The 24,065-nt window shown below is 73.2% G+C and carries 19 protein-coding genes; 8 read left to right on the forward strand and 11 right to left on the reverse strand.

Annotation, left to right across the window (positions count from 1 at the left end):
• Positions 1-18 precede the first annotated feature (18 nt).
• The gene (locus KMS84_RS23510) at positions 19-1,635 is read right to left on the reverse strand and encodes a glycoside hydrolase family 43 protein (protein ID WP_256918440.1); all 1,617 of its coding nucleotides are present in this window, start codon (positions 1,633-1,635) and stop codon (positions 19-21) included.
• Between the two features lie 412 nt (positions 1,636-2,047).
• Between KMS84_RS23510 and KMS84_RS23515 the strand changes: the two genes are divergently transcribed.
• Complete coding sequence (locus KMS84_RS23515; protein WP_256918412.1) at positions 2,048-3,337, forward strand: CE1 family esterase; 1,290 nt, start codon at positions 2,048-2,050, stop codon at positions 3,335-3,337.
• A gap of 168 nt (positions 3,338-3,505) precedes the next feature.
• Here the strand turns inward: KMS84_RS23515 and KMS84_RS23520 are convergent, their stop codons facing one another.
• Positions 3,506-4,231, reverse strand: coding sequence for a TetR/AcrR family transcriptional regulator (locus KMS84_RS23520; protein ID WP_256918413.1), 726 nt, complete (start codon positions 4,229-4,231; stop codon positions 3,506-3,508).
• A 162-nt stretch (positions 4,232-4,393) separates the two neighbouring features.
• On the opposite strand from KMS84_RS23520, the gene KMS84_RS23525 reads away from it, so the two are divergent.
• Positions 4,394-5,872, forward strand: coding sequence for an APC family permease (locus tag KMS84_RS23525; protein WP_256918414.1), 1,479 nt, complete (start codon positions 4,394-4,396; stop codon positions 5,870-5,872).
• 45 nt (positions 5,873-5,917) lie between these two features.
• A complete protein-coding gene (locus KMS84_RS23530) occupies positions 5,918-7,585 on the forward strand; it encodes an amidohydrolase (RefSeq protein ID WP_256918415.1) in 1,668 nt (555 codons plus the stop codon).
• Positions 7,586-7,619: 34 nt separating this feature from the next.
• Here the strand turns inward: KMS84_RS23530 and KMS84_RS23535 are convergent, their stop codons facing one another.
• The 3 genes from KMS84_RS23535 to KMS84_RS23545 all read right to left on the reverse strand — a co-directional run bounded on the left by KMS84_RS23535 (position 7,620) and on the right by KMS84_RS23545 (position 14,071).
• A complete protein-coding gene (locus KMS84_RS23535) occupies positions 7,620-8,432 on the reverse strand; it encodes a peptide deformylase (protein ID WP_256918416.1) in 813 nt (270 codons plus the stop codon).
• Between the two features lie 43 nt (positions 8,433-8,475).
• Positions 8,476-13,128 (reverse strand): DUF5663 domain-containing protein, encoded by a 4,653-nt coding sequence (locus KMS84_RS23540; RefSeq protein ID WP_256918417.1) that lies wholly within the window; start codon positions 13,126-13,128, stop codon positions 8,476-8,478.
• Positions 13,129-13,189: 61 nt separating this feature from the next.
• Positions 13,190-14,071, reverse strand: coding sequence for a 5'-methylthioadenosine/S-adenosylhomocysteine nucleosidase (locus tag KMS84_RS23545; RefSeq protein WP_256918418.1), 882 nt, complete (start codon positions 14,069-14,071; stop codon positions 13,190-13,192).
• A 277-nt stretch (positions 14,072-14,348) separates the two neighbouring features.
• Between KMS84_RS23545 and msrA the strand changes: the two genes are divergently transcribed.
• The gene (msrA, locus tag KMS84_RS23550) at positions 14,349-14,861 is read left to right on the forward strand and encodes a peptide-methionine (S)-S-oxide reductase MsrA (RefSeq protein WP_256918419.1); all 513 of its coding nucleotides are present in this window, start codon (positions 14,349-14,351) and stop codon (positions 14,859-14,861) included.
• Positions 14,862-14,975: 114 nt separating this feature from the next.
• Positions 14,976-15,464 carry a peptidoglycan-binding domain-containing protein gene (locus tag KMS84_RS41270; protein WP_256918420.1) on the forward strand — a complete coding sequence of 163 codons (489 nt, stop codon included), beginning with the start codon at positions 14,976-14,978 and terminating at the stop codon, positions 15,462-15,464.
• A gap of 160 nt (positions 15,465-15,624) precedes the next feature.
• Here the strand turns inward: KMS84_RS41270 and KMS84_RS23560 are convergent, their stop codons facing one another.
• From KMS84_RS23560 to KMS84_RS23590, 6 genes are all read right to left on the reverse strand, one after another.
• Complete coding sequence (locus KMS84_RS23560) at positions 15,625-16,269, reverse strand: RraA family protein (protein ID WP_256918421.1); 645 nt, start codon at positions 16,267-16,269, stop codon at positions 15,625-15,627.
• A gap of 215 nt (positions 16,270-16,484) precedes the next feature.
• Complete coding sequence (locus KMS84_RS23565) at positions 16,485-16,937, reverse strand: VOC family protein (protein WP_256918422.1); 453 nt, start codon at positions 16,935-16,937, stop codon at positions 16,485-16,487.
• A gap of 582 nt (positions 16,938-17,519) precedes the next feature.
• Entirely contained in the window at positions 17,520-18,551 is a 1,032-nt protein-coding gene (locus KMS84_RS23575; RefSeq protein ID WP_256918423.1) for a LacI family DNA-binding transcriptional regulator, read from the reverse strand.
• 76 nt (positions 18,552-18,627) lie between these two features.
• Positions 18,628-19,464: an ATP-binding cassette domain-containing protein gene (locus tag KMS84_RS23580; protein ID WP_256918424.1), complete on the reverse strand. Its 837-nt coding sequence runs from the start codon at positions 19,462-19,464 to the stop codon at positions 18,628-18,630.
• Positions 19,461-20,456: an ABC transporter permease gene (locus tag KMS84_RS23585; protein ID WP_256918425.1), complete on the reverse strand. Its 996-nt coding sequence runs from the start codon at positions 20,454-20,456 to the stop codon at positions 19,461-19,463. The genes KMS84_RS23580 and KMS84_RS23585 overlap by 4 nt, the downstream gene beginning before the upstream one ends.
• Before the next feature lie 152 nt (positions 20,457-20,608).
• Positions 20,609-21,625: a sugar ABC transporter substrate-binding protein gene (locus KMS84_RS23590; RefSeq protein ID WP_256918426.1), complete on the reverse strand. Its 1,017-nt coding sequence runs from the start codon at positions 21,623-21,625 to the stop codon at positions 20,609-20,611.
• Positions 21,626-21,882: 257 nt separating this feature from the next.
• Between KMS84_RS23590 and KMS84_RS23595 the strand changes: the two genes are divergently transcribed.
• The 3 genes from KMS84_RS23595 (at position 21,883) to KMS84_RS23605 (ending at position 24,016) form a co-directional block, all read left to right on the forward strand.
• The gene (locus KMS84_RS23595) at positions 21,883-22,845 is read left to right on the forward strand and encodes a carbohydrate kinase family protein (RefSeq protein WP_256918427.1); all 963 of its coding nucleotides are present in this window, start codon (positions 21,883-21,885) and stop codon (positions 22,843-22,845) included.
• 205 nt (positions 22,846-23,050) lie between these two features.
• Entirely contained in the window at positions 23,051-23,356 is a 306-nt protein-coding gene (locus KMS84_RS23600; protein ID WP_256918428.1) for a putative quinol monooxygenase, read from the forward strand.
• A gap of 348 nt (positions 23,357-23,704) precedes the next feature.
• Entirely contained in the window at positions 23,705-24,016 is a 312-nt protein-coding gene (locus KMS84_RS23605) for a hypothetical protein (RefSeq protein ID WP_256918441.1), read from the forward strand.
• The last annotated feature ends 49 nt before the right edge of the window (positions 24,017-24,065 follow it).

A 24,065-nucleotide genomic window follows, 5' to 3' on the forward strand; every position in this document is an offset into this window, starting at 1 on the left:
GGGCGGGCCGGGGCCGGTTCAGGGCACGGACACCTCGAAGCGGGTGGCCCGGACCGCGCCGCCGAGCGCCTGGGTGGCGTGGTTGAAGAGGGCGAAGCGGTAGCCCATGAAGAAGCGCCAGTCGTTGCCGAGGGAGAAGGCCGGGCCCAGGCGGGCGAAGGCGGCGCCGTCGGTGCTGTAGGAGAAGAGCGCCGACCGGCCCGCGCCGGGGCGGATGTCGGCGCTCGCGCGCAGCCGGACGCGGTTGCCGGCCAGAGGTGCGGAGGCGACCTCGACCCCGGTGCCGGTGGTGTTCCAACTGCCGTCCATGGTGAGCCCGTTGACCATCACCACCCGGGTCACGCCACCGTCGCGCCGGACGCCGATCCAGGCGGAGGAGTCGCGCAGGAGCGCGAGTCCGGTCCGGTCGCCGTCCCGCATGGCGGAGACGTCGAGGTCGACCGTGGCGGTGGAGGAGGGGCCCTGGATGCGGTGGGTGAGCGTGTTGCGGGCCCAGTAGAGGTCGTTGGTGACGGTCGCGGTGCGCAGGGTCAGTCCGTCGCTCACCGACCACCGGGTGTCGTCCGGGTTGTGGTTCCATTCCCACCGCGGCTTGAGCGTCGTGCCGTCGAAGGTGTCGACGCCGGTCATGGGGGTGACCTGGCGGGGTGGCGCGGGCAGCGCCGGCTGGGGGTACGTCGTCCCCCACGCGCCGTTCACGAGCTGGACGACGGGCCAGCCGTCGGAGGTCCAGGAGACGGGCGCGAGGACCGGCATCCGGCCGCCGGGGTAGGCGTCGACGAAGGCCAGGTAGTACCAGGCGCCGGTCTGCGTCTGCACCAGTCCGCCCTGGTGCGGGACGCCGCCGCCGGGGATCGGGCCGCGCAGGTCGAGGAGGACCTGGCGCAGGGTGTACGGACCGAACGGGCCGCCCGACGACTTCAGGACGTACTGGCCGTTCGCGGGGCGGGTCAGGAAGATGTAGTACTGCCCGTTGATCTTGTAGAAGCGGGAGCCTTCGAGGGTGCCGACGCTGGACGGCGTCGTGAACACCTGCTGGGCGCGCACCTGTCCGCGCCCGTCGGGCGTGAGCTGGGCGACGCTGATGGTGGTGTTGCCGTACGCCACGTACAGCGTGTCGTCGGTGTCGACGAGGAGGCCGGCGTCGTAGTACGGCGTGCTGATCGTCGTCAGGCGGTTCCAGGGCCCCTCGGCGGCGGGGGCCGTGTAGACGTAGGTCCTGGCGAAGTCGATCTGGCCGAGCCAGTAGAAGGTCCGGTTGCTCGGCCGGTAGCCCAGCGACGACGCCCAGACGCCGCGGACGTAGCCGCGGGCGCCGTTGAGGTCGTACTTGGCGCCGAAGTCGAGCCTGGGCACCGAGTGTCCGGCGATCTCCCAGTTCACCAGGTCGTACGAGCGCAGGACGGGGGCTCCGGGCGAGTAGTGCATCGTCGACGCGGAGGCGTAGTAGACGGCGCCGACCCGGATGACGTCGATGTCCGCGAAGTCCTGCCAGATCACGGGGTTGGTGAAGGACGACGCCGCGGCGCGGGCCGAGCCGGGCGGAAGCAGGGCGCCGGCGGCGAGGCCCGCAGCGAGGCCGGTGGCGGTGGCCAGCACCCGGCGACGGCCCACGGGTTGATCAGGGCATGACATGGCCATGGATCGATCTCTCTGTGTGGGGGGAGGAGCGTCCGGGGCGGGATGTCGGTCGTTCGGTATCGCGAACACCCATCGAACTGACGGGCAATCAGGATGATAGGAGGTCGACAGCTCCCGTCAATACAGCTCGCATGATTCGGCATTCACAGCGAAATATTTCGAGATCTGGAGTGTGGCGAATCCCGACAAATGGGCAGGGTGTCGGCTCGTGGGGTGAGAGCCGGGCCGGTTCGAGCGGGTTCGCCGACGGGTGGGGCTTGACACGCTGCGGTGTCCCTCTACGCTCCGAATGGCCGACGATCCGAAATCGTACCGAAATTTCGAACGGTTTCCTCGATGGCGCATCCGGGACCTCAACCGATTCGTGCGCCGGACATCCCCTGTCTGGCGCGACCAGGGGAGTGGCATGACGACAAGGCCGACGTTCCACTTATGGGGCGCCGTGATCGCGGCGCTGCTCGTCCTGACCACCGCGGGGACGGCCCTCGCCGGCGGTCGGAGCGCGGACGCCGTGCGCGCGGCATCCGGCACGGCGGCCGCACCCGCCGCTCCGAGCGCCGGCTGCGGCAAGACGCCCACCCTCGCCAACGGCACGTACACGATCCGCAGCAACAACAAGAACCGCAGCTTCATCCTGCGGATCCCCGGCGGCTACGACCGCAACCACCCCTACCGGCTGGTCTTCGGGTTCCACTGGCTCGGCGGCACGGCCACCGACGTGGCGACCGGCCGGACGGTGGAGACGGGCACCTGGGCCTACTACGGCCTCCAGCGGCTGGCGGCCGACAGCGCCGTCTTCGTCGCCCCCCAGGGCCTCGACAACGGCTGGGGCAACGCGGGCGGCGAAGACGTCACGCTCGTCGACGACATCCTCAAGCAGATCGAGTCGGACCTGTGCGTCGACACGACACAGCGGTTCGCCGTCGGCTTCAGCTACGGCGCCGCCATGTCGTACGCCCTCGCCTGCACCCGGGCGACGGTCTTCCGGGCCGTGGCCGTGCAGAGCGGCGGACAGCTCAGCGGTTGCAGCGGCGGCACACAGCCCATCGCCTACCTCGGCGTGCACGGCGTCCGGGACAACGTCCTCGGCATCGCCGGCGGCCGGACGCTGCGCGACCGGTTCGTCAGGAACAACGGCTGCGCCGCCCAGAACCCGCCCGAGCCCGCGCAGGGCAGCCTGACGCACCGGGTCACCGCCTACACCGGGTGCTCGGCCGGCCATCCCGTCGTCTGGGCCGCGTTCGACGAGGGGCACATCGCCGCCCCGCAGGACGGCGCCCCGGGGGACAGCGGCTCCCGGACCTGGCTGCCGGCCGAGGTCTGGAAGTTCTTCAGCCAGTTCCAGACCTCCACCCCGCCCCCCGACGACGCGAACTGCCGGGTCGGCGGCGCCGTCAGCGCGTGGGACTCCGGTCTGACCGCGAACCTCACGATCACCAACACCGGCGCCACCGCGATCGACGGCTGGTCACTGGTCTTCACCCTCCCGGGCGGGCAGACCATCACCTCCGGCTGGAACGCCGCCTACGCGCCGGCGTCCGGCCGGGTGACGGCCCGGAACCTGTCCCACGACGCGGTCATCGCCCCCGGCGCGTCCGTGACCATCGGCTACCAGGCCACGCACACCGGCGACGCCGCCGCACCCACCGCGTACACGCTCAACGGCACGGCCTGCACGGTGACCGGCGTGCGGTAGGCGGAACCGGCACGGGATCCGGCGCCGAGGGGGAGGCCCTCACGGCTCCGGGTTCCGAGCTTCCCCGACCTGACGCTCCACGGCTCCACGGCACGACGGCGCCGGGCGGCACGCCGACCGCCCGGCGCCCCCTCGCGGTCCCCGGCCGCACGCGCCGCCGTGCGCCGGTCATGCCGTACGGCCCGGTCGCGCGCGCCCCTCGGCCGTTCTCGCGGCGCGGGCCGCCAGCGCTTCCAGCAGAAGGTCGACGGCCTCCGTGAAGGAGCTGTCGCCCATGGTGTGCAGTGCCCGGCGAGCCCTGGTCAGCGCGGGATACGCGGCCGGGTCGAGTTGCTGGTAGACCTCGTGCCAGGCCTGTCGGTCCGCCGCGCGCTGCTGCGGCGGGAGCGCCTGGAACGCCGCGTCCATGGCGGCATGACCGAGCACGGTGTCGATGAACGCCAGGTACAGGCGCGACGCCTCGGCCGGCTCGAAGCCCGCCGACAGCAGCAGGCCCACGCCCCTCTCCACGGCGCGGATCTCGTTCTGCCGCCGCGTCACCCGGTAGGACGCGAACGCCGCCGCGCGCGGATGCGCCAGATACCCGGCGCGCACCCGCACCGCCATCTCGCGCAGGTCGGCCACCCAGTCGCCCCTCGGGGCGAACCCCGCCATGGCGTCGCCGATGATGCGGTCCGCGATCGCGAGCACCAGGTCGTCGGTGCCGCGGAAGTAGCGGTAGAGCGCGCTGGGATCGCACCCCAGGGCGGTGCCGAGCCGGCGCACGCTCAGGGCCTCCGGACCGTGCTCGCCGATGAGCCGCAGCGCGGTCTCCACGATCAGGTCCTCCGACAGCACGACCCCCGAGCGGGTGGGCCGGCGACGTCTGCGCTCCTGCGGGACACGAGTGGTCATACCGCGGCTCCTGTCGTTCGCGGGCCGTGCGGCCTCGGCTCCAGCAGTGAAGGGCTCCCCGCCCCTTATGTCAACAGGATTGACGCAATGCGAAGGCCAGGTGTTCCATCACATCCCGCGCGGCTCTTCCCTCCTTCCTCCCCTCCCCGCGAGGAGCCTTCCATGTCATCCACCCACCTGCGCCGTTCCCTCGGCGTCGTCGACGGCGTCGCCATCGCGGCCTCCAGCACCGCCGCCACCACCAGCATCGCCATCGGCATGGGCACGATCGCCACCATCGTGGGGTTGCAGGCCCCCGCCCTGCTGCTGCTCGCGTTCCTCCCGGTGCTGGGCATCGCCACCGCCTACGCCCGCCTCAACCGCTCGGAACCCAACTGCGGCAACGGCTACACCTGGGTCGGCAAGACCCTCGGCCCCTGGCCGGGCTTCCTGACCGGCTGGGTCACCGTCGTCGGATCGGTCATCTTCTGCGCCTACACCAGCGCGGTCATGGGTTCGGTCGTCCTGATCCTCGCGAACCGGGGCGGCCTGCACTCGGTGGCGGGCATCGCCCTCGACCCGTCGTCCACCGGGATCACCACGGCCGTCGGACTGGTGCTGCTCCTCGGCCTCACCGCCCTCGCCGTCACCGGCACGCGGGCGACCACCCGTTTCCAGTCCGTGCTGCTGGTCTTCGAGTACGCCGTGCTGCTCGGCTTCTGCGGCTGGGCCCTGGTCACCGGCGAACAGTCCTTCTCCTTCTCCTGGTTCAACCCGTTCGAGATCGCCGACGGCACGGCCTTCGCCCAGGGCCTGGTCCTCGCGGTCTTCTTCTTCTGGGGCTGGGACGCGGCGTTCAGCGTCAACGAGGAGACCCGCAGGCCGGGCGACGCCGCCCGCGGCGGCCTGATCGCCCTGTTCGCGATGCTCGGGCTGTTCCTCTTCGGCTCGGTCGCCTTCCAGCGGGAGATGAGCCTGCCCGAACTCATCAAGAACGGCCCGCAGGCGCTGCCCTACCTCGGCGAGAAGCTCGCCGCCGAACCGTGGGCCACCCTGCCCGTGATCGCCCTGATGTTCTCCGCAGCGGCCTCCGTCCAGTCCACGCTGATCCCCACGGCCCGCGGTCTGCTCGCCATGGGCCGCGACCGCACCATGGGGCCGCTGTGGACCCGGGTGCACCGCCGGTACGGCACCCCCGCCGCGGGCACCGTCGTCGTCCTGTCCGTCGCCGTGACGATCGCCCTGCTGGCCGTCGCCATCCCGCGGCTGAGCGACATGCTGCTGGCCGCCGTCAACTCCATCGGCCTGCTCGTCGCCCTCTACTACGGCCTCACCGCGATCGCGTGCGCCGTCCGCTTCTGGCCCGACCGCCGTGAGGGGTTCCGTACCGCGCTGCTCGCCGTGGGCGTCCCCGCGGTGTCCGGCTCGGTGCTGCTCGGGCTCGGCGCCTACCTCGGCTACTCCTACCTGACCAAGAGCGACCACTTCGCCCTCAGCCCCGACAACGGCTGGTTCATGTTCTCGCTGCCCGCCGTCATCGTCCTGGCCGGCCTCGGCATGGCCGCGGTCGCCAAGTACGTGCGCCGCTCGCCCTACTTCGCCACCGGGCGCGGCACCGACGCCGAGGCCATCGCCCTGCCCATGGACCGCGCCGCCGTCTGAGAGCGCCCCGCCCCCGTCCGGACCCCCTCCTTGGAGTACACCCCCATGCCGCAGTCCCAGGCCACGGGCCCCGCCGACCTCGTCTTCACCGGCGGGCCCGTCCACACCGTCGACCCGGCCCGCAGCCGCGCCACCGCCGTGGCCGTGCACGGCGGACGGATCACCGCCGTCGGCCACGACGAGGTGCACACCCTGATCGGGCGGGACACCGAAGTCGTCGACCTGGCCGGGAAGCTGCTGATCCCCGGCTTCCAGGACGCCCATGTGCACCCCCAGGGCGCGGGTCTGGAACTCGGTCAGTGCCACCTCGCCGACACCACCGACCCGGCCGAGTACCTGCGGCGGATCAAGGCGTACGCGGACGACCACCCCGACGCCGCATGGATCACCGGCGGCGGCTGGTCCCTGGAGGCGTTCCCCGGCGGCGCCCCCACCGCCGCGGCCCTCGACGCCGTCGTCCCCGACCGGCCCGTCTTCCTGCCCAACCGCGACCACCACGGCGCCTGGGTCAACACCCTCGCGCTGGAGCGGGCCGGCATCGACGACCGCACCCCCGACCCCGTCGACGGCCGCATCGAACGCGACGCCGCGGGCCGTCCGACCGGCATGCTCCAGGAGGGCGCCGTCCACCTCGTGGGCCGGCTGGTGCCCGCCCCCACCCCCGAGGAGCAGGTGACCGCCCTGCTGCGCGCCCAGGCCGTGCTGCACTCCCACGGCGTCACCGCCTGGCAGGACGCCATCGTCGGCGCCTACGCCAACCTGACCGACCCGGCGCCCGCGTACCGCACGGCCCAGGAGCGCGGCCTGCTCACCGCACGCGTCGTCGGGGCGCTGTGGTGGGACCGCGAGCGCGGCCCCGAGCAGATCCCCGAACTCGTGGCCCGGCGCGACGAGTTGAGCACCGGACTGTTCCGCGCCGGCACCGTGAAGATCATGCAGGACGGCATCGCCGAGAACCACACCGCCGCCATGCTCGACCCCTATCTCACCGGCTGCGGCTGCGCCTCGGACGGCACCGGCATCAGCTTCGTCGAACCCGGCGAGCTGAAGAAGTACGTCACCGAACTCGACGCGCTCGACTTCCAGGTCCACTTCCACGCCCTCGGCGACCGCGCGGTACGCGAGGCGCTCGACGCCGTCGAGGCCGCCCGCGACGCCAACGGACACCACGACACCCGCCACCACCTGGCGCACCTCCAGGTCGTCCACCCCGACGACGTACGACGCTTCCGCACGCTGGGCGCCACCGCCAACCTACAGATGCTGTGGGCCGCCCACGAGCCGCAGATGGACGAACTCACCCTGCCCTTCCTCGGCCCCGAACGCGGCGCACGGCAGTACCCGTTCGGCGACCTGCTGCGGGCCGGAGCGACGCTCGCCGCGGGCAGCGACTGGCCCGTCAGCAGCCCGGACCCGCTCCAGGCCATCCATGTCGCCGTCAACCGGCGCTCCCCGGACGCCCCTGACGGCACCCCCGCCTTCCTGCCCGGCCAACGCCTCGACCTCGGCGCCGCCCTCGCCGCGTACACGGCGGGCAGCGCCCATGTGAACCACCTCGACGCCGACACCGGAAGCGTCACCGTGGGCCGGGCCGCCGACCTGGTCGTCCTCGACCGCGACCCGTTCACCGGCCCGCCCGAGGAGATCGCGGCCACCCGCGTCCTGGAGACCTTCGTGGCCGGAAGCCGCGTCCACGCGGCCGACGACGCCTGAGCGGGCGGGGCGGCGAGCGTCCCGCCCGTCGCGGTCAGACGCCGTGGGGGCGGGGCGGAAGGGACGCGAGGTCGCCGCCGGCCCGCTCGACCGAGGCGAGGACCGCCTCCCGTTCCGCGCCCACGAGCCGCTGCACGTACACGATCCCGTCGAGGTGGTCCACCTCGTGCTGGAGGACGCGGGCGAGGACCTCGTCGGCCCGGACGGCGAGCACCCGCCCGTCGAGCAGGGTGGCGACGACCGTGACGACCTTGGGGCGCACGACGTCCGCCGTCGCGTCGTCGACGCGCAGCGACAGACAGCCCTCGCCGTACGTCCACGTGCCGTGCGACCCGACCACCCTCGGGTCGACCAGGATCTGGGGAACGATCCGGCCCAGGTCGTGCGCGAGCATCCTCACGGGAGCGCCGGCCTGGTTGGCGGCCAGGCCGACGCCCCCGGCAGCGCGCATCACCGACGCCATGTGCAGGGCGAACCGCACCAGACCCGGGCTGATCACGCCCACCGGCTGGGTGGGCCGGTGCAGGACCGGGGCGCCGACCGGAACGACGCCGGGCCGGGACAGCCGGCTCGTCGGTTCGGCGGGCCGGACGACGCGTTCCAGCAGGGAGTCGAGCGCCCGGGCCGCGGCCGGTTCGGCGGTCGCGGGCGGCACCGCGCGGCAGCCGGCGGCCACCGCGTCCAGCCGGCGTCGCGCGGCCGGCGGCAGCGGGAACCGGCGACCGCAGGAGCAGGCCGCATAGCCCTCGGGGCCGGCGTTCTGGCCCGCGCCGACGACGACCTCGTTGACGGGTGCGCAGCCCTGGCCGTCACGTCGGCGGGGGCAGGCCTGCCCGGTCACGCGCACGGGACGTGTCGCACGACCGCCCCGACGCCCTGTCGTCGGGCCGTCATGTCTCCTCCTGCTCACCGTCGTCGCCGAGCGCCTCGCGCAGGCGGCGCACGAGGTCCTGCGGCCAACCGAACCTGATCGCCTGGCTGTTGAGGGTCGTCAGGCCGTCGCCGCGTTGCCCCCTGTCGGCGCGGCGCCCGCTCTCCCGCATCAGCCGCACGCTCAGTTCCGGCTGTTGCCGCAGGGCCGCACCCAGCGCGCCGTAGAAGTAGGCGACTTCCGACCGGGGGGCGAGAACGAGCCGGGCCAGCGCGGCGCCGAGGAGGCCGGGGCCGTTGCCGTCGCTGAGCAACTCGCGCATCAGGTCGTACATCCGGGCGGGCTCGGCCATACGGCGCACGGCGGCCTCGGCGCCGTCCCGCAACGCCATCTCCACCAGGTACAGATGCCCCTCGTAGGGGTTGAGCGTCGCCGTCATCCCGCAGGCGAGAACGAGCAGCTCCCGGGCCTCCTCGCTGACGAGGGTGCGCGCGTTGCGCTCGAAGAAGCCGGTCCCCGCGACCTCCCCCCGGGTCCTCGTGACGTCGACCCACTCGTTCAGGGTGTTGGCGACGAACGAGAGCCGGCGCAGCGGCGGAACATCGCGGGCCTCGAAGTGCGGGACCTGTGAGGGGTCCCGGCGGATCTCCTCCTGGAGCGCCGCCATCTGGCTGAGCACCAGCTCGGGGTATCCCGCGGAACGGGTGGCCAGGAAGTCGACCCCCTGCTCCGTGCTCTCCAGCTGGCCGAACTCGTTCAGCTGGTCCGGAGTGAGGAACACGGTGATCTTGCGACCGACCCGCTCCTCCAGCCGGCTCATGATCCATCCGATGAGGGAGTTGCGCTCCGCCTCGGACGACCAGGTCAGACCGGCGCTCTCCAGATAGTCCGGGCCGATCTTCGTCGTGGGGCGGGGTTCGGGCGCGCGGTCCCCGGCCGCGCGGTGCCCGGCCGGCAGCAGGCGCTCGACCAGGTCGCGGTCCGCACGCGAGCTGCCCAGCATCCGGAACAGCGTGCTGTACACCGCCGGTTCGTCGTCCAGCAGTCCCGTCAGCCGGTCGGCCAGCTCCACGACGCCCTTGTCGCCGAGCAGCAGGGTCATCCGGGAGTCGGTGAACCGGGAGACCACGCCCGACAGCGCCAGGGCCAGTCGTGCCGCCTCGTCGGGGGCCATGTCGCCGAGCGCGATCACGGCCAGCGCCCGGTCCTCCTCGGTCAGCCCGTCGTCCTGCGCGATGCGGACGAGTGCGGCCCGGCCCTCCGGGCCGGCGGTCGTGAGATCGGCGATGAACTGGCTCTGCACCTCGTTGGGGTCGTTCGACGCGGCGCTGCGGGCGAGCAGCGCACAGGCCGCGTCCCCCGCGCCGGGCACCCTGCGGGCCAGCATCGCGGTGATCAGCTCGCCCTGGAACTGGTGTCCGGGGTCGGCCTCGGTGGCGAGTGCGCGCAGCACGTCGTGCGGCGTCGACAGATAGCCGCGATGCAGCAGGCTCGTCGCGACCCGGCTGCGGACCCAGGAGGGCGCCCCGGTGTCGGCGACCAGTTCGGCGGCCAGCTCCAGGCACTCGCCCACCTCGACCAGCGCGATGAGGGGCCGCATCTTCAACTCGATGGACAGCGGGGAGCGGACCTGTCGCAGCAGTTCCTCCACGCCGACGCCGCCCACTTCGGCGATGGAACCGGCCAGCCGCCGGCGCTGGTCCCAGTACACGTCGCCCCGTTCCAGCATGGCGACGGCGCGGGGAACGACGCTCGTCTGACCGCAACGGATGAGGGCCTCCACCAGGGTGACGCGCTGCGCCGCCGACAGATTGGGGTCGTCGAACAGCTCCAGCCCCAGGGGAAGCACGTCGTCCTCGCCGACGGAGAGCAACTCGGCTATCAGTGCGGCCCTCACGCCCCAGGCGGTCAGCGGTGTCTCCGCCAGCTCCTTGGCCAGCCGGATGCGCTCCTCGCCGCCCGCGTGGACCACCGCCGAACCGACGGCGGCGCGGATGGTGCCGTGCACGCGCTGGTCGCGCAGGATCTGAAGGGCCAGGGCGCCGCCGACCCTGCTCTCGACGGGCACCGCGCCGACGAGCAGTTTCAGCTCCCCGACCGTGCGGGCGCCCTTGACGGCCGCGAGCAGGGCGGCCAGTCCGGCCGCGTCCTCGACGACGACCGCCGATCTCGCGCACCAGGCCCGGTAGACGGCCGGAATGCCGCGGTCGGTGAGCGACGTCCGCACGATGTCCAGGCCGGTGTCGTCACCGGTCTCCGCGAGCGCGGCTGCGGTCCTCATCCGTGCGGCCACCCCCGGATCGTCCGCCAGCAGCGCGTGCGCCGCGGCCGCCGCCTCCGCGAGCCCGGCCCGGACGAGATCGCCGAGGTGGACCAGGGCACGGTCGCGGTCGAAGGCCTGCCGGCGCCGCGCGGCGGCGAGCACCCGCGACACCACGCGCTCGCGCAGCTCGGGGCGCACCCGATCGCCGGCCGCCGCCACGCACCGGCTCGCCAGGAACGTCTGCTCGAACCACGCGTCCGACGGGGAGTCGAGGAGCAGCGCGACGAGCGTGTCCGGCTCCGCCATCAGGTCCGCGGTCAGCGGCCACACCTCCTGCCAGGACGCGTCGAACCAGCGGTGGGCCTCCACGACCTCGCGCAGTTCGTCCTCGCCCAGCGCCGCCACATGGGCGGCCGCGCAGAACTCGCCGAGCACCGGATGGACGAACCGCAGGGCGGGTTCCCCGCTGTCCGAGACGTCGTGGGCCACCAGCCCGTCGAACATGTACTCCCAGATCAGGGGGTCCCGCCCGGGCGGCCTCGCCCCGTCGGCCGCGGCGGGGCGCAGGCTGTGCCAGGCCCACCGGCGGGCCTGCGCCTCGGACTCGGCGAGCGCGTACCGCGGGTGCTCGCGCAGGGCGGCGGCGAGTTCCGCGCGGGGGAAGCGGTCGGTCCTCGAACGCCAGGGCCGGCCCAGCCGCCCGACGGCGTCGGCGAGGATGTCCAGCCGGAGCTTCGGTTCGGGCGGGTTGTCCGGGTCCACCGCCTGCTGGCCCGGATCGCGCCACCGTCCCGAGAGCGCGCCCAGGATGACCGACCGGTAGATCTGCGCCCGGGTGGTCGGCAGCACCCGCACCTGATCGCCCTCGGCGGCCAGGCTGCACAGGAACGCCGCCAGCAGGGGGACCCTGGCCAGGTCCCGCAGCTCGGGACGGTCGAGCAGTTCGGCCTCCAGTTCCTCGCCGCGCGCCGGGTCGCCGGAGAACCAGCCGCGGGCGAAGGCGAAGACCTGCCCGGCGGAGAACCCGATGACCTCCGCGTGCAGGCACCCCCCGAGGCTGGACGTGTGGGTGCGCAGCTGCCCGTAGGGACGTGAGGTGACCAGCAGCCGGTTGCCGTGCTCGACGAGGACGGGCAGCGCCTGACGCACCTTCTCCCAGTCGGCCGTGCCGACCTCGTCCAGCGCGTCGAGGCACGACACCAGCCTGCCGTCCGCGTGGGCGAGACGCACCACCGCGTCCGGCGACGTGTCGTCGAGCGAGTCGGCCTCCTGCCGGACGGACATGGCCAGCGCGTCCAGGACGCCCTCCTGGGTGACCCGGGCGGGGAGCAGCCTGCCCAGCGCCGCGCAGTCCACGAGGACCGGCACGGGGACCGACGTCCAGGAGTCCGCGTCCTCGGCGAGCCGGTCCAGCGCGTCGCCGGCGATCGTCTCGGCATGGGTGTTGAGCAGCCACGACTTGCCGTGGCCGGGCATCCCGCGCAGGACGACCGCCCGCCAGCTCGCCCGCAGCGGGGACCAGCGGATGACCCCGTCGAACCCCACGTCACGCTGCCCCATCTCGTCGAGGGAGCCGTCGTCGCGTCCCGCCGCGGCGTCGCGCGCGTCGAGCGGCAGGACGCGCACGGAGGGGATCTGGTGGATGTCGGGCCTGCTGCCGCCGGGGGGAAGGATGGCCGGACGCCGGCCGACGGCCTGCCTCACCAGCCGCAGGAACGCCTCCGTCGCCCGGGCCGGATCGGTCGTGCGCGAGTCGTTGAGACGGGCGAACTCCCACCGCCGGTCGGTGTAGTGGAAGCGCTCGTTCGCCGCCCACAGGTCGGGGCGCCGGTCGCGCAGGACGGCGACGCTGACCGCCACCCCGCCCAGGGCGACCGGCCCGGTGCGCTGTCCCTTGATCACCGCGACGACCCGCCCGGCGGCCGTATCGAGGAGGGCGCCGCCGCTGAACCCGTCGTCCACGACGGAGTCCTTGCACTTGAACACGGTGACATCGCCGATCGGGCGGTCCGACTCCAGCTCCAGGCGCACGGTGTCCGGCGCGCAGCCCCCGCTCAGGCCCCGCGTGTAGCCCTCTCCGAGGACCTTCGAGCCGGGCCTGCCCTCGCCGAGCAGCACACAGGGATGCCCGTGCGCCGCCTCGACGTCCACCCGCAGCACGGCGAGGTCGGGGAGGTCCCACACCCCGCCGTCGAGGGGCTCCCGCGGGTCCTGCCACTCGATGCCGAGGACGCCGACCGGGGAGCCGTTCCAGCGGACCGTGACGCCCTCGCCGGCCGCGCCGACCACATGGGCGGCCGTCACCACCAGCCCGGGGGCCGCGAAGAACCCGGACCCGGCGGGATCACCCCGCTCGTCGCAGATCAGGACCGTACACGCCCGCAGGAGGGCTTCGAGATGGGCGGTCACGACGGCCGGCCGGACCGCTCGTGCTCCGACCCGCGCACCCGCCGGGACGCCGGCTGCGGGCTCACCGCTCCGGCTCCCCGCCGTCGTCGGCGACGGGCCACCCGAAGGCGGCGTCACGGAAGACCGGGCGCTGTCCGCCGTGGGCGGCGGTCGTGCCGGGGTGCGGACCGGGCGGGACGGGAGCCCGTCCGGAACCGGCGCCGGCGGCGGAGGAGCCGCCGCGCGGCCGGTGGCTGCGCAGGACGGCCGCCGCCACCCTGGCGGCCCGCTCCGCGGCCCGCCGCTGGGACCCCGAGGAGTCCGCCAGGTGCTTGTCCGCGTCGGCGTGGTCGCTGACGCCGCGCACGACGAGGGCGTCCAGCTGGCCGTTCAGATGCGCCGCGTGGGCCGCGCCGGAGCCTTCCATCTCGATCGCGCAGGCGTCGTTGTAGTGCTCCCGGATGTGCTCGGCGTACCCCGACCGCTCGTCGGCCAGGACGACGTCGCCGCACGCGATCGGCTTCAGGTGCACCGGCACGTCCCGCATGCCCCGCGCCGCGGCGCGCGCCGCCTGCACCAGCCGGTGCGAGCCGTGCCAGCTCTGCGGCCGGGCGAGGAACCCCTGCGGGGTCTGCTTGCCGCCCTGGACGGCGTACACCTTCGTGCCCACCACGACGTCGCCGATGCCGACGTCGTCCTTGAGGCCGCCCGCGACACCCACGAAGAGCAGCGCCTCGGGGCGCAGCCAGCCGACCAGCTGGGTGGTGAGCGCGGCGGCCGTCACCGCCCCCTCGCCCAGCTCGGCGATCGCCAGATCCCACGACGAGTCGTCCAGCGGACCGCGCTCGACCCGGGTGCCGTTCTCGTGGACGAGTTCCTCGGTGTGGGCGAGGTGCGTGCGGACGGCGTCGTACTCCACCGGGAGGGCCGTGAGGACGAGTGCGGTGGCGCGGGTCTCTGGCACCCGTCCACGGTACTGCCAACTCGCCGCCGTACATACGGGATTGAGCACGTTTAATGAGGAAATCGTGGACTCCGGGCACCGGTGCGCGCTGCGGCCCGTCACCGGCTCGCGGGGGCCGCGGCGGACGGACGGCGAGGGCGTGGAATTGTTGGGGGCCCGTGCCCGTTGTACGCCCTGTGGCGACAGAGGCCGGCAGGCCGAGGACGTCGCGCGAGCGGAGGGTGGCCCGGAGCCACCGGCACAGGGTGGCCGCGGCCACGGAACGGAAGGAGCCGACATGGCAGCGCAGACGCAGAGGGCCGTGCTCGCGGGGGGATGCTTCTGGGGGATGCAGGACCTGATCCGCCGGCTCCCGGGCGTCACGGCGACCCGGGTCGGGTACACCGGGGGAGACGTGCCGAACGCGACGTACCGCAACCACGGCACCCACGCGGAGGCCATCGAGATCCACTTCGATCCCGAGCGGACCGACTACCGCGCGATCCTGGAGTTCTTCTTCCAGATCCACGACCCGAGCACCAGGAACCGCCAGGGCAACGACATCGGCCTGAGTTACCGCTCCGCCATCTACTACGTGGACGACGAGCAGAAGCGGATCGCCGAGGACACCATCGCGGACGTGGACGCCTCCGGACTGTGGCCGGGCAAGGTCGTCACCGAGGTCGAGCCCGTCGGGCCCTTCTGGGAGGCCGAGCCCGAGCACCAGGACTACCTGGAGCGCTACCCCGACGGGTACACCTGCCACTTCCCGCGTCCGGGATGGCGGCTGCCCACCCGTTCGCAGGGCTGAGCCGCCGGGCCGCAGGTCCACCCCGAGGGGCTGTCGCGGCACCCTCGGGGACGTGGTCCGCGGGGGCGCCGCCTCAGCACTCCCCGACGCCCGGAAGCCGACGAGACGGAGGCCGTGCTCACGGCGCGCCCGGAGTTCGGCGACTTCGGCTCATGGCCCGCCAACGCGCAGCTCGCCGCCCTCAGCATGTGCTGGGCCCTCGGCCCGGCGTTCCACTTCCCCGAGTTCCAGAAGCACGTGGCCGAAGGCAACTGGGTCGGCGCCGCCGACGAGTGCCACTTCGCCCCGGACATGGGCACGATCGTGATCCGCAACAAGCTCGACCGGGCGCACTTCCTGCTCGCCGACACCGTGGAGACCCGGGGTCTGCCCGTCGAGCGGATCGCCCTGAGCCTCTCCGACGTCTTCGGCGTCCAGGGCGCGCTGCTCGCCCCGGGGTTCACGCCCCTGAGCCAGGACGGCGTCGACGGGCCCCGCACCCAGGGCAAGGTGCGGGAGTTCCAGTCGGCGAACGGCCTCGCCGAGACGGGGGCCTTCGACGACCCGGACACGGTGAGCGCTCTGGCCGCGCAGCTCGCCGACCTCGGGTTCACCGTCGTCTGAACCGGGGAGACCCGCCACTGCGCCGGGTGCTCGCGCAGGGGCGCCGCGACCACCACCGCAGCCCCCGCGCGGGGGACGACGCGGTTCGCCCCCGCTCCCGAGACGTGGCCCGGCGGACCGGGGCACCCGCCGCCGAGGCGGACTCCGCCGCGTCGGCGGCTCAGCCCTCGAAGCCCTGGGAGCGCAGGATCTCGTCGATGCGGGTGCGGTGGGCCCTCTCCCAGTCGTCGAGGGTCTCGTCCGCCTCCTTGGCCAGCTTGGCCCGGGCTGCGGACAGCGCCTCCTCGGCGCGGCCGACGGGCACGACGACCACGCCCTCCTCGTCGGCGACGACCACGTCACCGGCGTGCACGGCGACTCCGGCGACCCGCACCGGCGCGTTGAGCGGCTCGACCGCCTTCTTGCTCCCCGGAATGGGGATGACGCCCCGGGCGAACACGGGGAAGCCCAGGTCCCGGACCTCGGCCAGGTCGCGGATGACCCCGTCGGTGACGAAGGCCGCGACGCCCCGGCGCTGGGCGACGGCGCACACGTTGCCTCCGGCGAGCGCGTAGTCCAGGTCGCCGGACTCCACGACGATGACCGCGCCCGGCTGCGCACGGTGGACGGCGGCGTGCAGCATGAGGTTGTCGCCGGGCGGGCACCGCACGGTGAACGCGGCCCCGGCCACGCGCGGGACCGGCGACCACAACGGGCGCACGCCGATGTCCATGACCTGCTCGCGGCCCACGACGTCGGCGAGCGTGGTGACCGGGATGTCGGCGAACGCGGCGGTCAGGTCGGTTGTTTCGGGGGCGTCCGTCATGGTGGTCTCCTTCGACGGTCGAGTGTCGACGTTCGACGTCGGGGCTGGGCCGGCAGGTGCACCGATGATGGTGCCTGCCACCGGGCGGCCGGGGAAAGCGATCAAGGAGCCGACTTCGCGTCGTCCGGGGCGGCCGGCGACCGGCGGCCGCACGGCGCCGCCGGACCGGGGTCGCGGCGGCGGGAGCCGTCACGTGCGGTGCGCGGCGACGGGGGTCACGGTCGGGCGTAGGGCCTCGTGATGATCTCCATGTTGTGTCCGGACGGGTCGGCGAAGTAGGCGCCCCGACCACCGAACAGACGGTTGACGCGCCCCGGTTCGGTGTGGCCGGGATCCGCGTGGTAGGTGACTCCGACCGCTTCCAGACGGGCGATCATGGCGTCGAACCGCTCGTCCGGCACGAGGAAGGCGTAGTGCTGCGGCTGGATCGGCTCGTCGCGCTTCTCGTAGTAGTCGAGCGTGACGCCGTTGCCGAGGTCGAGGGGCAGGAACGGTCCGAAGGGGGCTCCGACGTGGAGCCCCAGGATCGCGGCGAGGAACTCGGCGGACAGCCGCCGGTCGCGGGCGTACACGGCCGTGTGGTTCAACTGGACGGCGTCGGGCGGCGTTTCGGGCTCGGGGGAGTGCTGCGCGGGCTCGGCACGGGTGTGGGCAGGGGGATGCGGCATGGGTGGTGTGTCTCCGGTCGTGGATCCGCTGGGGTGGGGCGCCGCAGGGGCGCCGGGAGCAGGGACACGAAGACAGCGGCGGGCTTCTGGCCCGCCTCGCGCTCACGCCGAGGCCGGGACCCTCACTCGTGCGTGGCACATGGCCGACCCGGCAGTCACCCGACCGACCCTAGTGACCGTCACGGGCGGGGGCAACACCGTTCGCGCTCGACGGCGGGCGGGGCGGGTCCCGTGCTCCGCGAAACGCGGTCGCCGTCGGGCGCGGCCGGTGGTTGCCATGTCCGGCATGGACACCGAGGGACGTCACGGCCGTCGTCCTCGCACGGGGAGGGGGCCGAGGGGCCGGCCGTCCGGATCGGCGCCCTCGTTCCGCCGACGCCTCCCGGCTGGGCCGAGACGGGCCGGCATCTGCTCGCCGGACGGGAGCCCGGCGTCCGCGAGGCCGGCGACGCCGGCGGGGTCGCCGGGCGGCCGTGGGAACCGGTCGTCCGTGACGGAGGCGGCGGGAGGGCCCGGGGCGCGGTCCCGTTCGGGGTCCGGGCGCCGCGTCCGGCCGGGGCGGCTGCGCGCGCGGCCGGCGGCTCAGGCCTCCTGCGGCGCGGTGACCGGCAGTTCGCCCGACCCCCGGACGATCAGCCGGGTGGGGACGGTGATGGTGCGGGCCCGGGAGCGGTCGCCGTCCAGCCGGGCCAGCGCGGTGGTCGCGGCCGTCCTGCCGAGTTCCTCCGGATCCTGTGCGACGACGCTGAGGGCGGGTTCGAGCGCCTCGGCGAGCGCGATGTCGTCGAAGGCGACGACGGCGACGTCCTTGCGCGCGCTGCGGGCCAGTTCGGCCACTATGCCCAGCGCCATGATGTTGTTGCCGGCGAAGAGGGCGGTGGGCGGATCGGGCAGGGCGAGGAGCCGGGCCGTCGCGGCCTCGGCGCCCCGCTGGTCGTGGGCGTTGGTGACGAGCGCCCGGTCGTGGGGGATGTCCGCTTCCTGGAGGGCGGAACGGTAGCCGGCCAGACGTTCGCGGCGGGTGTACAGCTTCGGGGGCAGGTCGCCGACGAAGCCGATGCGCCGGTGCCCGTGCGCGACGAGATGCGCGATGCCGTCGTGGGCTCCGGCACGGTTGGAGCTGACGATGTTGTCGGTGACGAGGCCGACTCCGGGCCGGTCGAGGAAGACGACGGGCAGGCCCGCCGTGCGGTGCGACTTCAGGTGCGCGTGGTCGGCGCCGACGGACGGCACCACGATGAGGATGCTGACGCGGCGGGCCAGGAACTTGTCCGTCAGGGCGCGTTCGCGGTCGGGTTCGTCGGCGGAGGAACCCATGAGCAGGGTCAGCCCGCGGTCGCGGACGGTGTCCTCGATGGACCGCGCGACGGCTCCGAAGAAGGGGTTGGCGAGGTCGGGGATGACCAGGCCGATGGTGGTGTCCGGGCCGCCGACGCGGATGTTGCGGGCCATCAGGTTCGGCTGGAAGCCCAGCTTGGCCACGGCGGCCAGTACCTGTTCCCTGGTCTGCGCGGAGGCGGGTCCGTCCTCGTTGAGGACCCGGGAGACCGTCTTGGCGCTGACGCCCACTTCTCGGGCGACGTCGGCCAGGGTGGGGCGGCGGTTCGCTGCCATGGAGGAAACCGTCTCCTGAGGGCTCTCGGTTCCGGCCGCGGCCTCGGCCGGAAACTGTGAGAGCGGGGTCGAGCTGTCAGGTGGCCTGGACTCCGGCGGCCTTGGCGGCCTCGGAATCCGCTACGACAGTATCTCCGGCCGCGTCGACGGTGAGAGCGCCGGTCATGATGGCGACGACCTCGGCCATGGAGTAGTCGGACGGCTTGATCACGGCGGCTCGCCGGCCCAGCCGGTGCACGTGGACGCGGTCGGCGATCTCGAAGACGTGCGGCATGTTGTGGCTGATGAGGACGACCGGCATGCCCTTGTCGCGGACCCGGCGGATGAGGTCCAGGACCTGACCCGACTCCTTGACGCCGAGCGCGGCGGTGGGTTCGTCCATCACGACGACCGAGCGCGCCCAGGCCACGGAACGGGCGACCGCCACGGCCTGGCGCTGTCCGCCGGAGAGCGTCTCCACCGACTGCGTCAGCGAGCGCAGGCCGATCTTGAGGTCGGCCATGTGCTCCGCCGCCTCCTGGCGCATGCGCTTCTTGTCGAGCATGCGGAAGACGCTGCCCAGGACGCCCGGCCGGCGCAGTTCGCGGCCGAGGAACATGTTCGAGGCGATGTCCATGGAGGCGGCGACGGCCAGGTCCTGGTAGACGGTCTCGATACCGTGCGCGCGTGCGCTCTGCGGGCCGGAGAAGGCGATGGGCTCGCCGTTGAGGCGTATCTCGCCGGCGTCGGGGGTCACCGCGCCGGTGAGCGCCTTGATGAGGCTGGTCTTGCCGGCGCCGTTGTCGCCGATGACGGCGAGGACCTCACCGGGCATCAGGTCGAAGTCGGCGCCGTCGATGGCGGTGACGTGTCCGTACCGCTTGACCAGACCGCGGGCCTGCAACACGGGCGTGGGGGAGGAGGGGGCGCTCATCGGGCCTTCTTCCGGGAGATCTGGTCGACGGTCACCGCGAGGATCACCAGGATGCCGGTGATCAGGGTCTGGTAGATGGAGGCGACGCCCATCAGCTGAAGGCCGTTGCGGAACACGCCCACGATGAGGACGCCGATGAAGGTGCCCAGGACGGAACCGCGCCCGCCGAAGAGGCTGGTGCCGCCGAGCACCACGGCGGTGATGCTGTCGAGGTTGTCGGTCTGACCGGCCTGCGGGTCGCCGACCCCGGTGCGGGAGATGAGCAGCAGGGCGGCGACGCCGTAGAGGAGGCCGGCCACCGTGTAGACGCCGATGGTGAGGCGGGAGGTGCGGATGCCGTTCAGCCGGGCGGCCTCGGCGCTGTTGCCGAGGGCGTAGACGTGCCGGCCCCAGCCGGTGCTGCTCAACGCGTAGGCCAGCAGCAGGAACAGGGCGATGGTGACCAGGGAGCCGTAGGTGATGTCCGTGTGCCCCATCGGGAACGTCTCGCCGAGGGCGGTCAGCGGGCCGGGCAGGTTGGTGACCGTCTGCTCCGCGGAGTAGATGTGGGTCAGGGCGAACGCCACGTTGAGCATGCCGAGGGTCACGATGAACGGCGGCAGCGGGATCTTCTGCACGAGCAGTCCGTTGAGCAGCCCGAAGCCTCCGCAGACGCCCAGGCCGAGCGCGATCGCCACGAGCGGCGGCATGGAGCCCTCGGCCGCCGTCTTGGCGATCACGATGCTGCCGAAGGCCATCACCGCCCCGCACGACAGGTCGATCCCCGCCGTGAGGATGATCAGGGTCTGCCCGATGGCGAGGGTGCCCACGACCATGACCTGCTGCACGATCAGGGAGAAGTTCCCGCCGGTCAGGAACTGGTCGGTCGAGAAGGAGAAGAAGGCGCAGGCCAGCAGGAGGGCGGCCAGGGGTCCGGTGGTCGGCGCCGTGAGCAGTCTGCGGGCCGTGGTCGGCGCTTTGAGCTCCGAGTACGGCGTGGTCGTGGCTGTCATGCGAAGTCCTTGTCGGAAGACAGATGTCCGGGGCGAAGGACGAGGGCCGGAGCCCTCGCCGCCGGGACGAGGGGGGCGGTCGTGCCCGCTCGGGGAGGTGGGCCGACCGCCCCGCCTGGGGCAGTGACGGTGTCGTGCGGTCCGGGCCGGGCTCAGCCCCAGCAGTTCTCCAGGCCGTAGGCGGTGTCCTTCGACGTGACCCCGGCCTGTGCCTTGTCGGTGATCAGGGTGACGCCGGTGTCGGTGTAACCGGAGGCCTTCTTGCCGTCCTTGGCGTAGGTCACGACGGCCTTGACGCCCTCGGCGGCCATCTTCAGCGGGTACTGCTGCGAGGTCGCGGCGATCTTGCCGTCCTTGACGGCCTGGGTGCCGGTGCAGCCGCCGTCCACGGAGACGATCAGCACGTCCTTCTCGCGGCCCTTGGCCTTCAGCGCGGTGAAGGCGCCGAGCGCCGCCGGCTCGTTGATGGTGTAGACGACGTTGATGTCGGGTGACTTCTGGAGGCAGTTCTCCATCGCGGTCTGCCCCTTGGCCTGGTCGCCGCCGGTGTCCTGGGCGCACACGACGTCCTTGTCGGTGGCCCCGAAGCCCTTGAGGAAACCGTTGTGCCGCTGGACGCCGACGGAGACGCCGGGAGCCAGGTCGAGGGCGGCGATCTTCGCCGTCTTGCCCTTCATGGCGGCCTTGGCGTACTCGCCGATCAGCTGGCCGGCCTTGAGGTTGTCGGTGGCGAACAGCGCGTCGACGGCGCTCTCCGGCTCGGTGGGGGTGTCGAGCGCGATGACCAGGACGCCCTTGGCACGGGCCTTCTGGATCGCCGGCACGATCGCCTTCGAGTCGCTCGGGGTGATCAGGATGCCCTTGACCCCGGCGGCGACCATGTTCTCGATGGCGGTGACCTGGCCGGCGTTGTCCCCGTCGAACTTGCCCGCGGCGGTGGACAGTTCGGCGCCGTTCTCCTTGGCGGCCTTCTCGGCGCCCTCCTTCATCTTCACGAAGAACGGGTTGGTGTCGGTCTTGGTGATCAGACCGACCTTCACGCTGCCCGAACCGGAACCGGAGGAGCCCGAACCGGAACCGGACCCGCAGGCCGTCAGGGTGAGGGCGGCGACGCCCGTGACCGCGGCTGCTCTGAGGAGGGAGGAGGACAGGCGAGTGGTGCGAGACATGATCGACTCCTGTGGGATAGCGGGCGGCACGGGGGCGGGTACGGGTGGGTGCCGTCCCGGGTGTCATCGTTGACTTATGTCATCGTTGACACCGCCTGGCGAGGATGATGGACTCCGGATCCCGGCAACGTCAATGCCTTCCACTCGTCACAAATCGGCAACGTCCGCAGCCGCCGCCTCCGCGCAGCCGGTCAGGGGCCGTGTCGTCGCACCGCCCCTCGCCCGGTCTTTCCGAGCCTTTCGAGAGAGAGCAGCCCATGAACCCGCGTCAGATCACCGTGCTGGGAGAGTGCGTCGCGGACGCCTTCACCGAAGCGGCGCCCGCCGCGAACGAGCTCGCGCTGCGGGTGCTCCCCGGCGGCGGACCCGCGAACACGGCTGTCGCCCTGGCCCGGCTCGGCACACCGTCCCGCTTCCTCGCGCGCCTGTCCTCCGACGTCTTCGGCCGCCTGTTCCGGGCCCACCTGGAGGCGTCCGGCGTCGACCTGTCGTACGCCGTCGACGCCGCCGAGCCCAGCACGCTGGCAGTGGCCGAACTCGACCCCGCGGGACAGGCCGCGTTCTCCTTCCACGCCCAGAACACGGCCGACTGGCAGTGGACGCCTGCGGAGCTGGCGCGGGTCGACCTGTCCGGCACGGCCTGTGTGCACACCGGCTCCCTGGCTCTGATCCGCGAACCCGGCGGAGCGGTGGTCGAGGAGTTCCTGGCGGCCGCGGCCCCGCGGGCCACCGTCAGCGTCGACCCCAACGTCCGGCCCCTGCTGGTGCGCCCCGAGGCCTACCGCGCCCGGCTCGCCCGCTGGTGCGCCCTCGCCGACGTCCTGCGGCTGAGCGCGGACGACCTCGAGCTCCTGCTGCCCGGCGTGGCGCCCGAGAAGGCCTGCGATCTCTGGCATGCCGCGGGAGCGCGGCTCGTCGTGATCACCCTGGGCTCCGACGGCGCCCTGGCCTCGCTCGACGGCGAGCGGGCGCGGGTGCCCGCGGTGACCGCGCGGGTCGTCGACACGGTCGGGGCCGGCGACTCCTTCACCGCGGGGCTGCTGCACAGCCTGGACGCCCAGGGGCACCTCGGCGGCCGACTGGACGGCCTCGGTCTCGACGAGGTCGTGGCGGCCTGCGGGTTCGGCGCCCAGGTGGCCGCACTGACCTGCTCGGTCGCCGGCCCCAACCCGCCCTGGCGGGACGAGCTGGCACGGCTCGCCCCGGCCGGCGGGGTCTGACGGCCCGGGCGGACCCGCACCGGCCGGCGGGTCCGCGCCGTTGACTCCCGCGCGGCCTTGCGCCCATGATCGGGCCGGTCGATGTCATCGATGACACCCGTCGACGACGACAGCGCCGGCCGCGAGAAGCGAGGTTCCCGGCGTCCGGCCCGGGACGCCTGTTCTGCCGACCCGCCCGCATCCCCACCAGCGAGGACACGACGCCATGACCAAGACCCTGCTCGCCGAGTTCACCGCCCGCGAGGGCGCCCGGGACGAGGTCGCCCGCCTGATCGGCGAGTACGCCCGCAAGGTGCGCGAGGAAGAGGGCAACATCGCCTTCGACGTCTACACCAAGGACGCCGCCCCCCGCGCCTTCTGGATCTTCGAGGCGTACCGGGACGAGGACGCCTTCAAGGCGCACCTGAACGCCCCGTACGGCGGGCCCTTCAACGCGGCCCTCGTCCCGCTGATCGAAGAGGACGCCTCCGTGCTGACGTTCCTGAACCCGCTGGCCGCCTCGACGGCGTGACGGGTGGTCGAGGCGGCCAGCAAGCGGCCCGTGACTCGCAGCCCGTGGCCCACGGCCGTCCGCCCGCAGTCTCGCAGTCCACAGCCCGCGGTCCGCAGTCCGCTGCGGGCCGCCGTGCCGCCCGCGGTGGGGTGCCGATCGCGCCTCGCGCTCGGCTCTCCGTTTGCCGGTCCCTGGCGCGACGGCGCGACGGCGCGACGGCGCGGTGGCGCGGTGGCGCGGTGGCACGACCGCCGGCGGCGACGCCCCGTCCGCCTGCGGACATATCCCGTTGTGAGGCCGGGAACCCGACCGTAGGGTCCCGGCATGTCTCTACGTCTCCTCATGCGACAAGCCCTCCCGGAAGCGATGCGCGCCCGCGACAAGGTTGCGGTGAGCGCCCTGCGCGCGGCCCTCGCGGCGCTGGACAACGCGGAGGCGGTGCCCGTGGACGAGGCCCGTCCTGGCGGCGGGGCCCTGGAACTGTCGCCGGTGGGCGCGGGGGCCACCGAGGCGGTGCGGCGGGAGCTGAGCGAGGGTGACGTGCGGGACATCGTGCGCGCCGAGGCAGCCGAACGGCTGGAGGCCGCAGGGCAGTTGACCGCCCCCGCGCATGCCGACCGTGCCGCGCGGCTGCGCGCCGAAGCCGCCGTCCTGCTGGACTTCCTCGACCCCGCCTGACCCGCGACCTCTCACCCTCGCCATGCAAAGAATCCGTTGCAAAGAAGTT

This window comes from Streptomyces hilarionis (genome assembly GCF_024539675.1).
GTDB lineage: Bacteria > Actinomycetota > Actinomycetes > Streptomycetales > Streptomycetaceae > Streptomyces > Streptomyces hilarionis.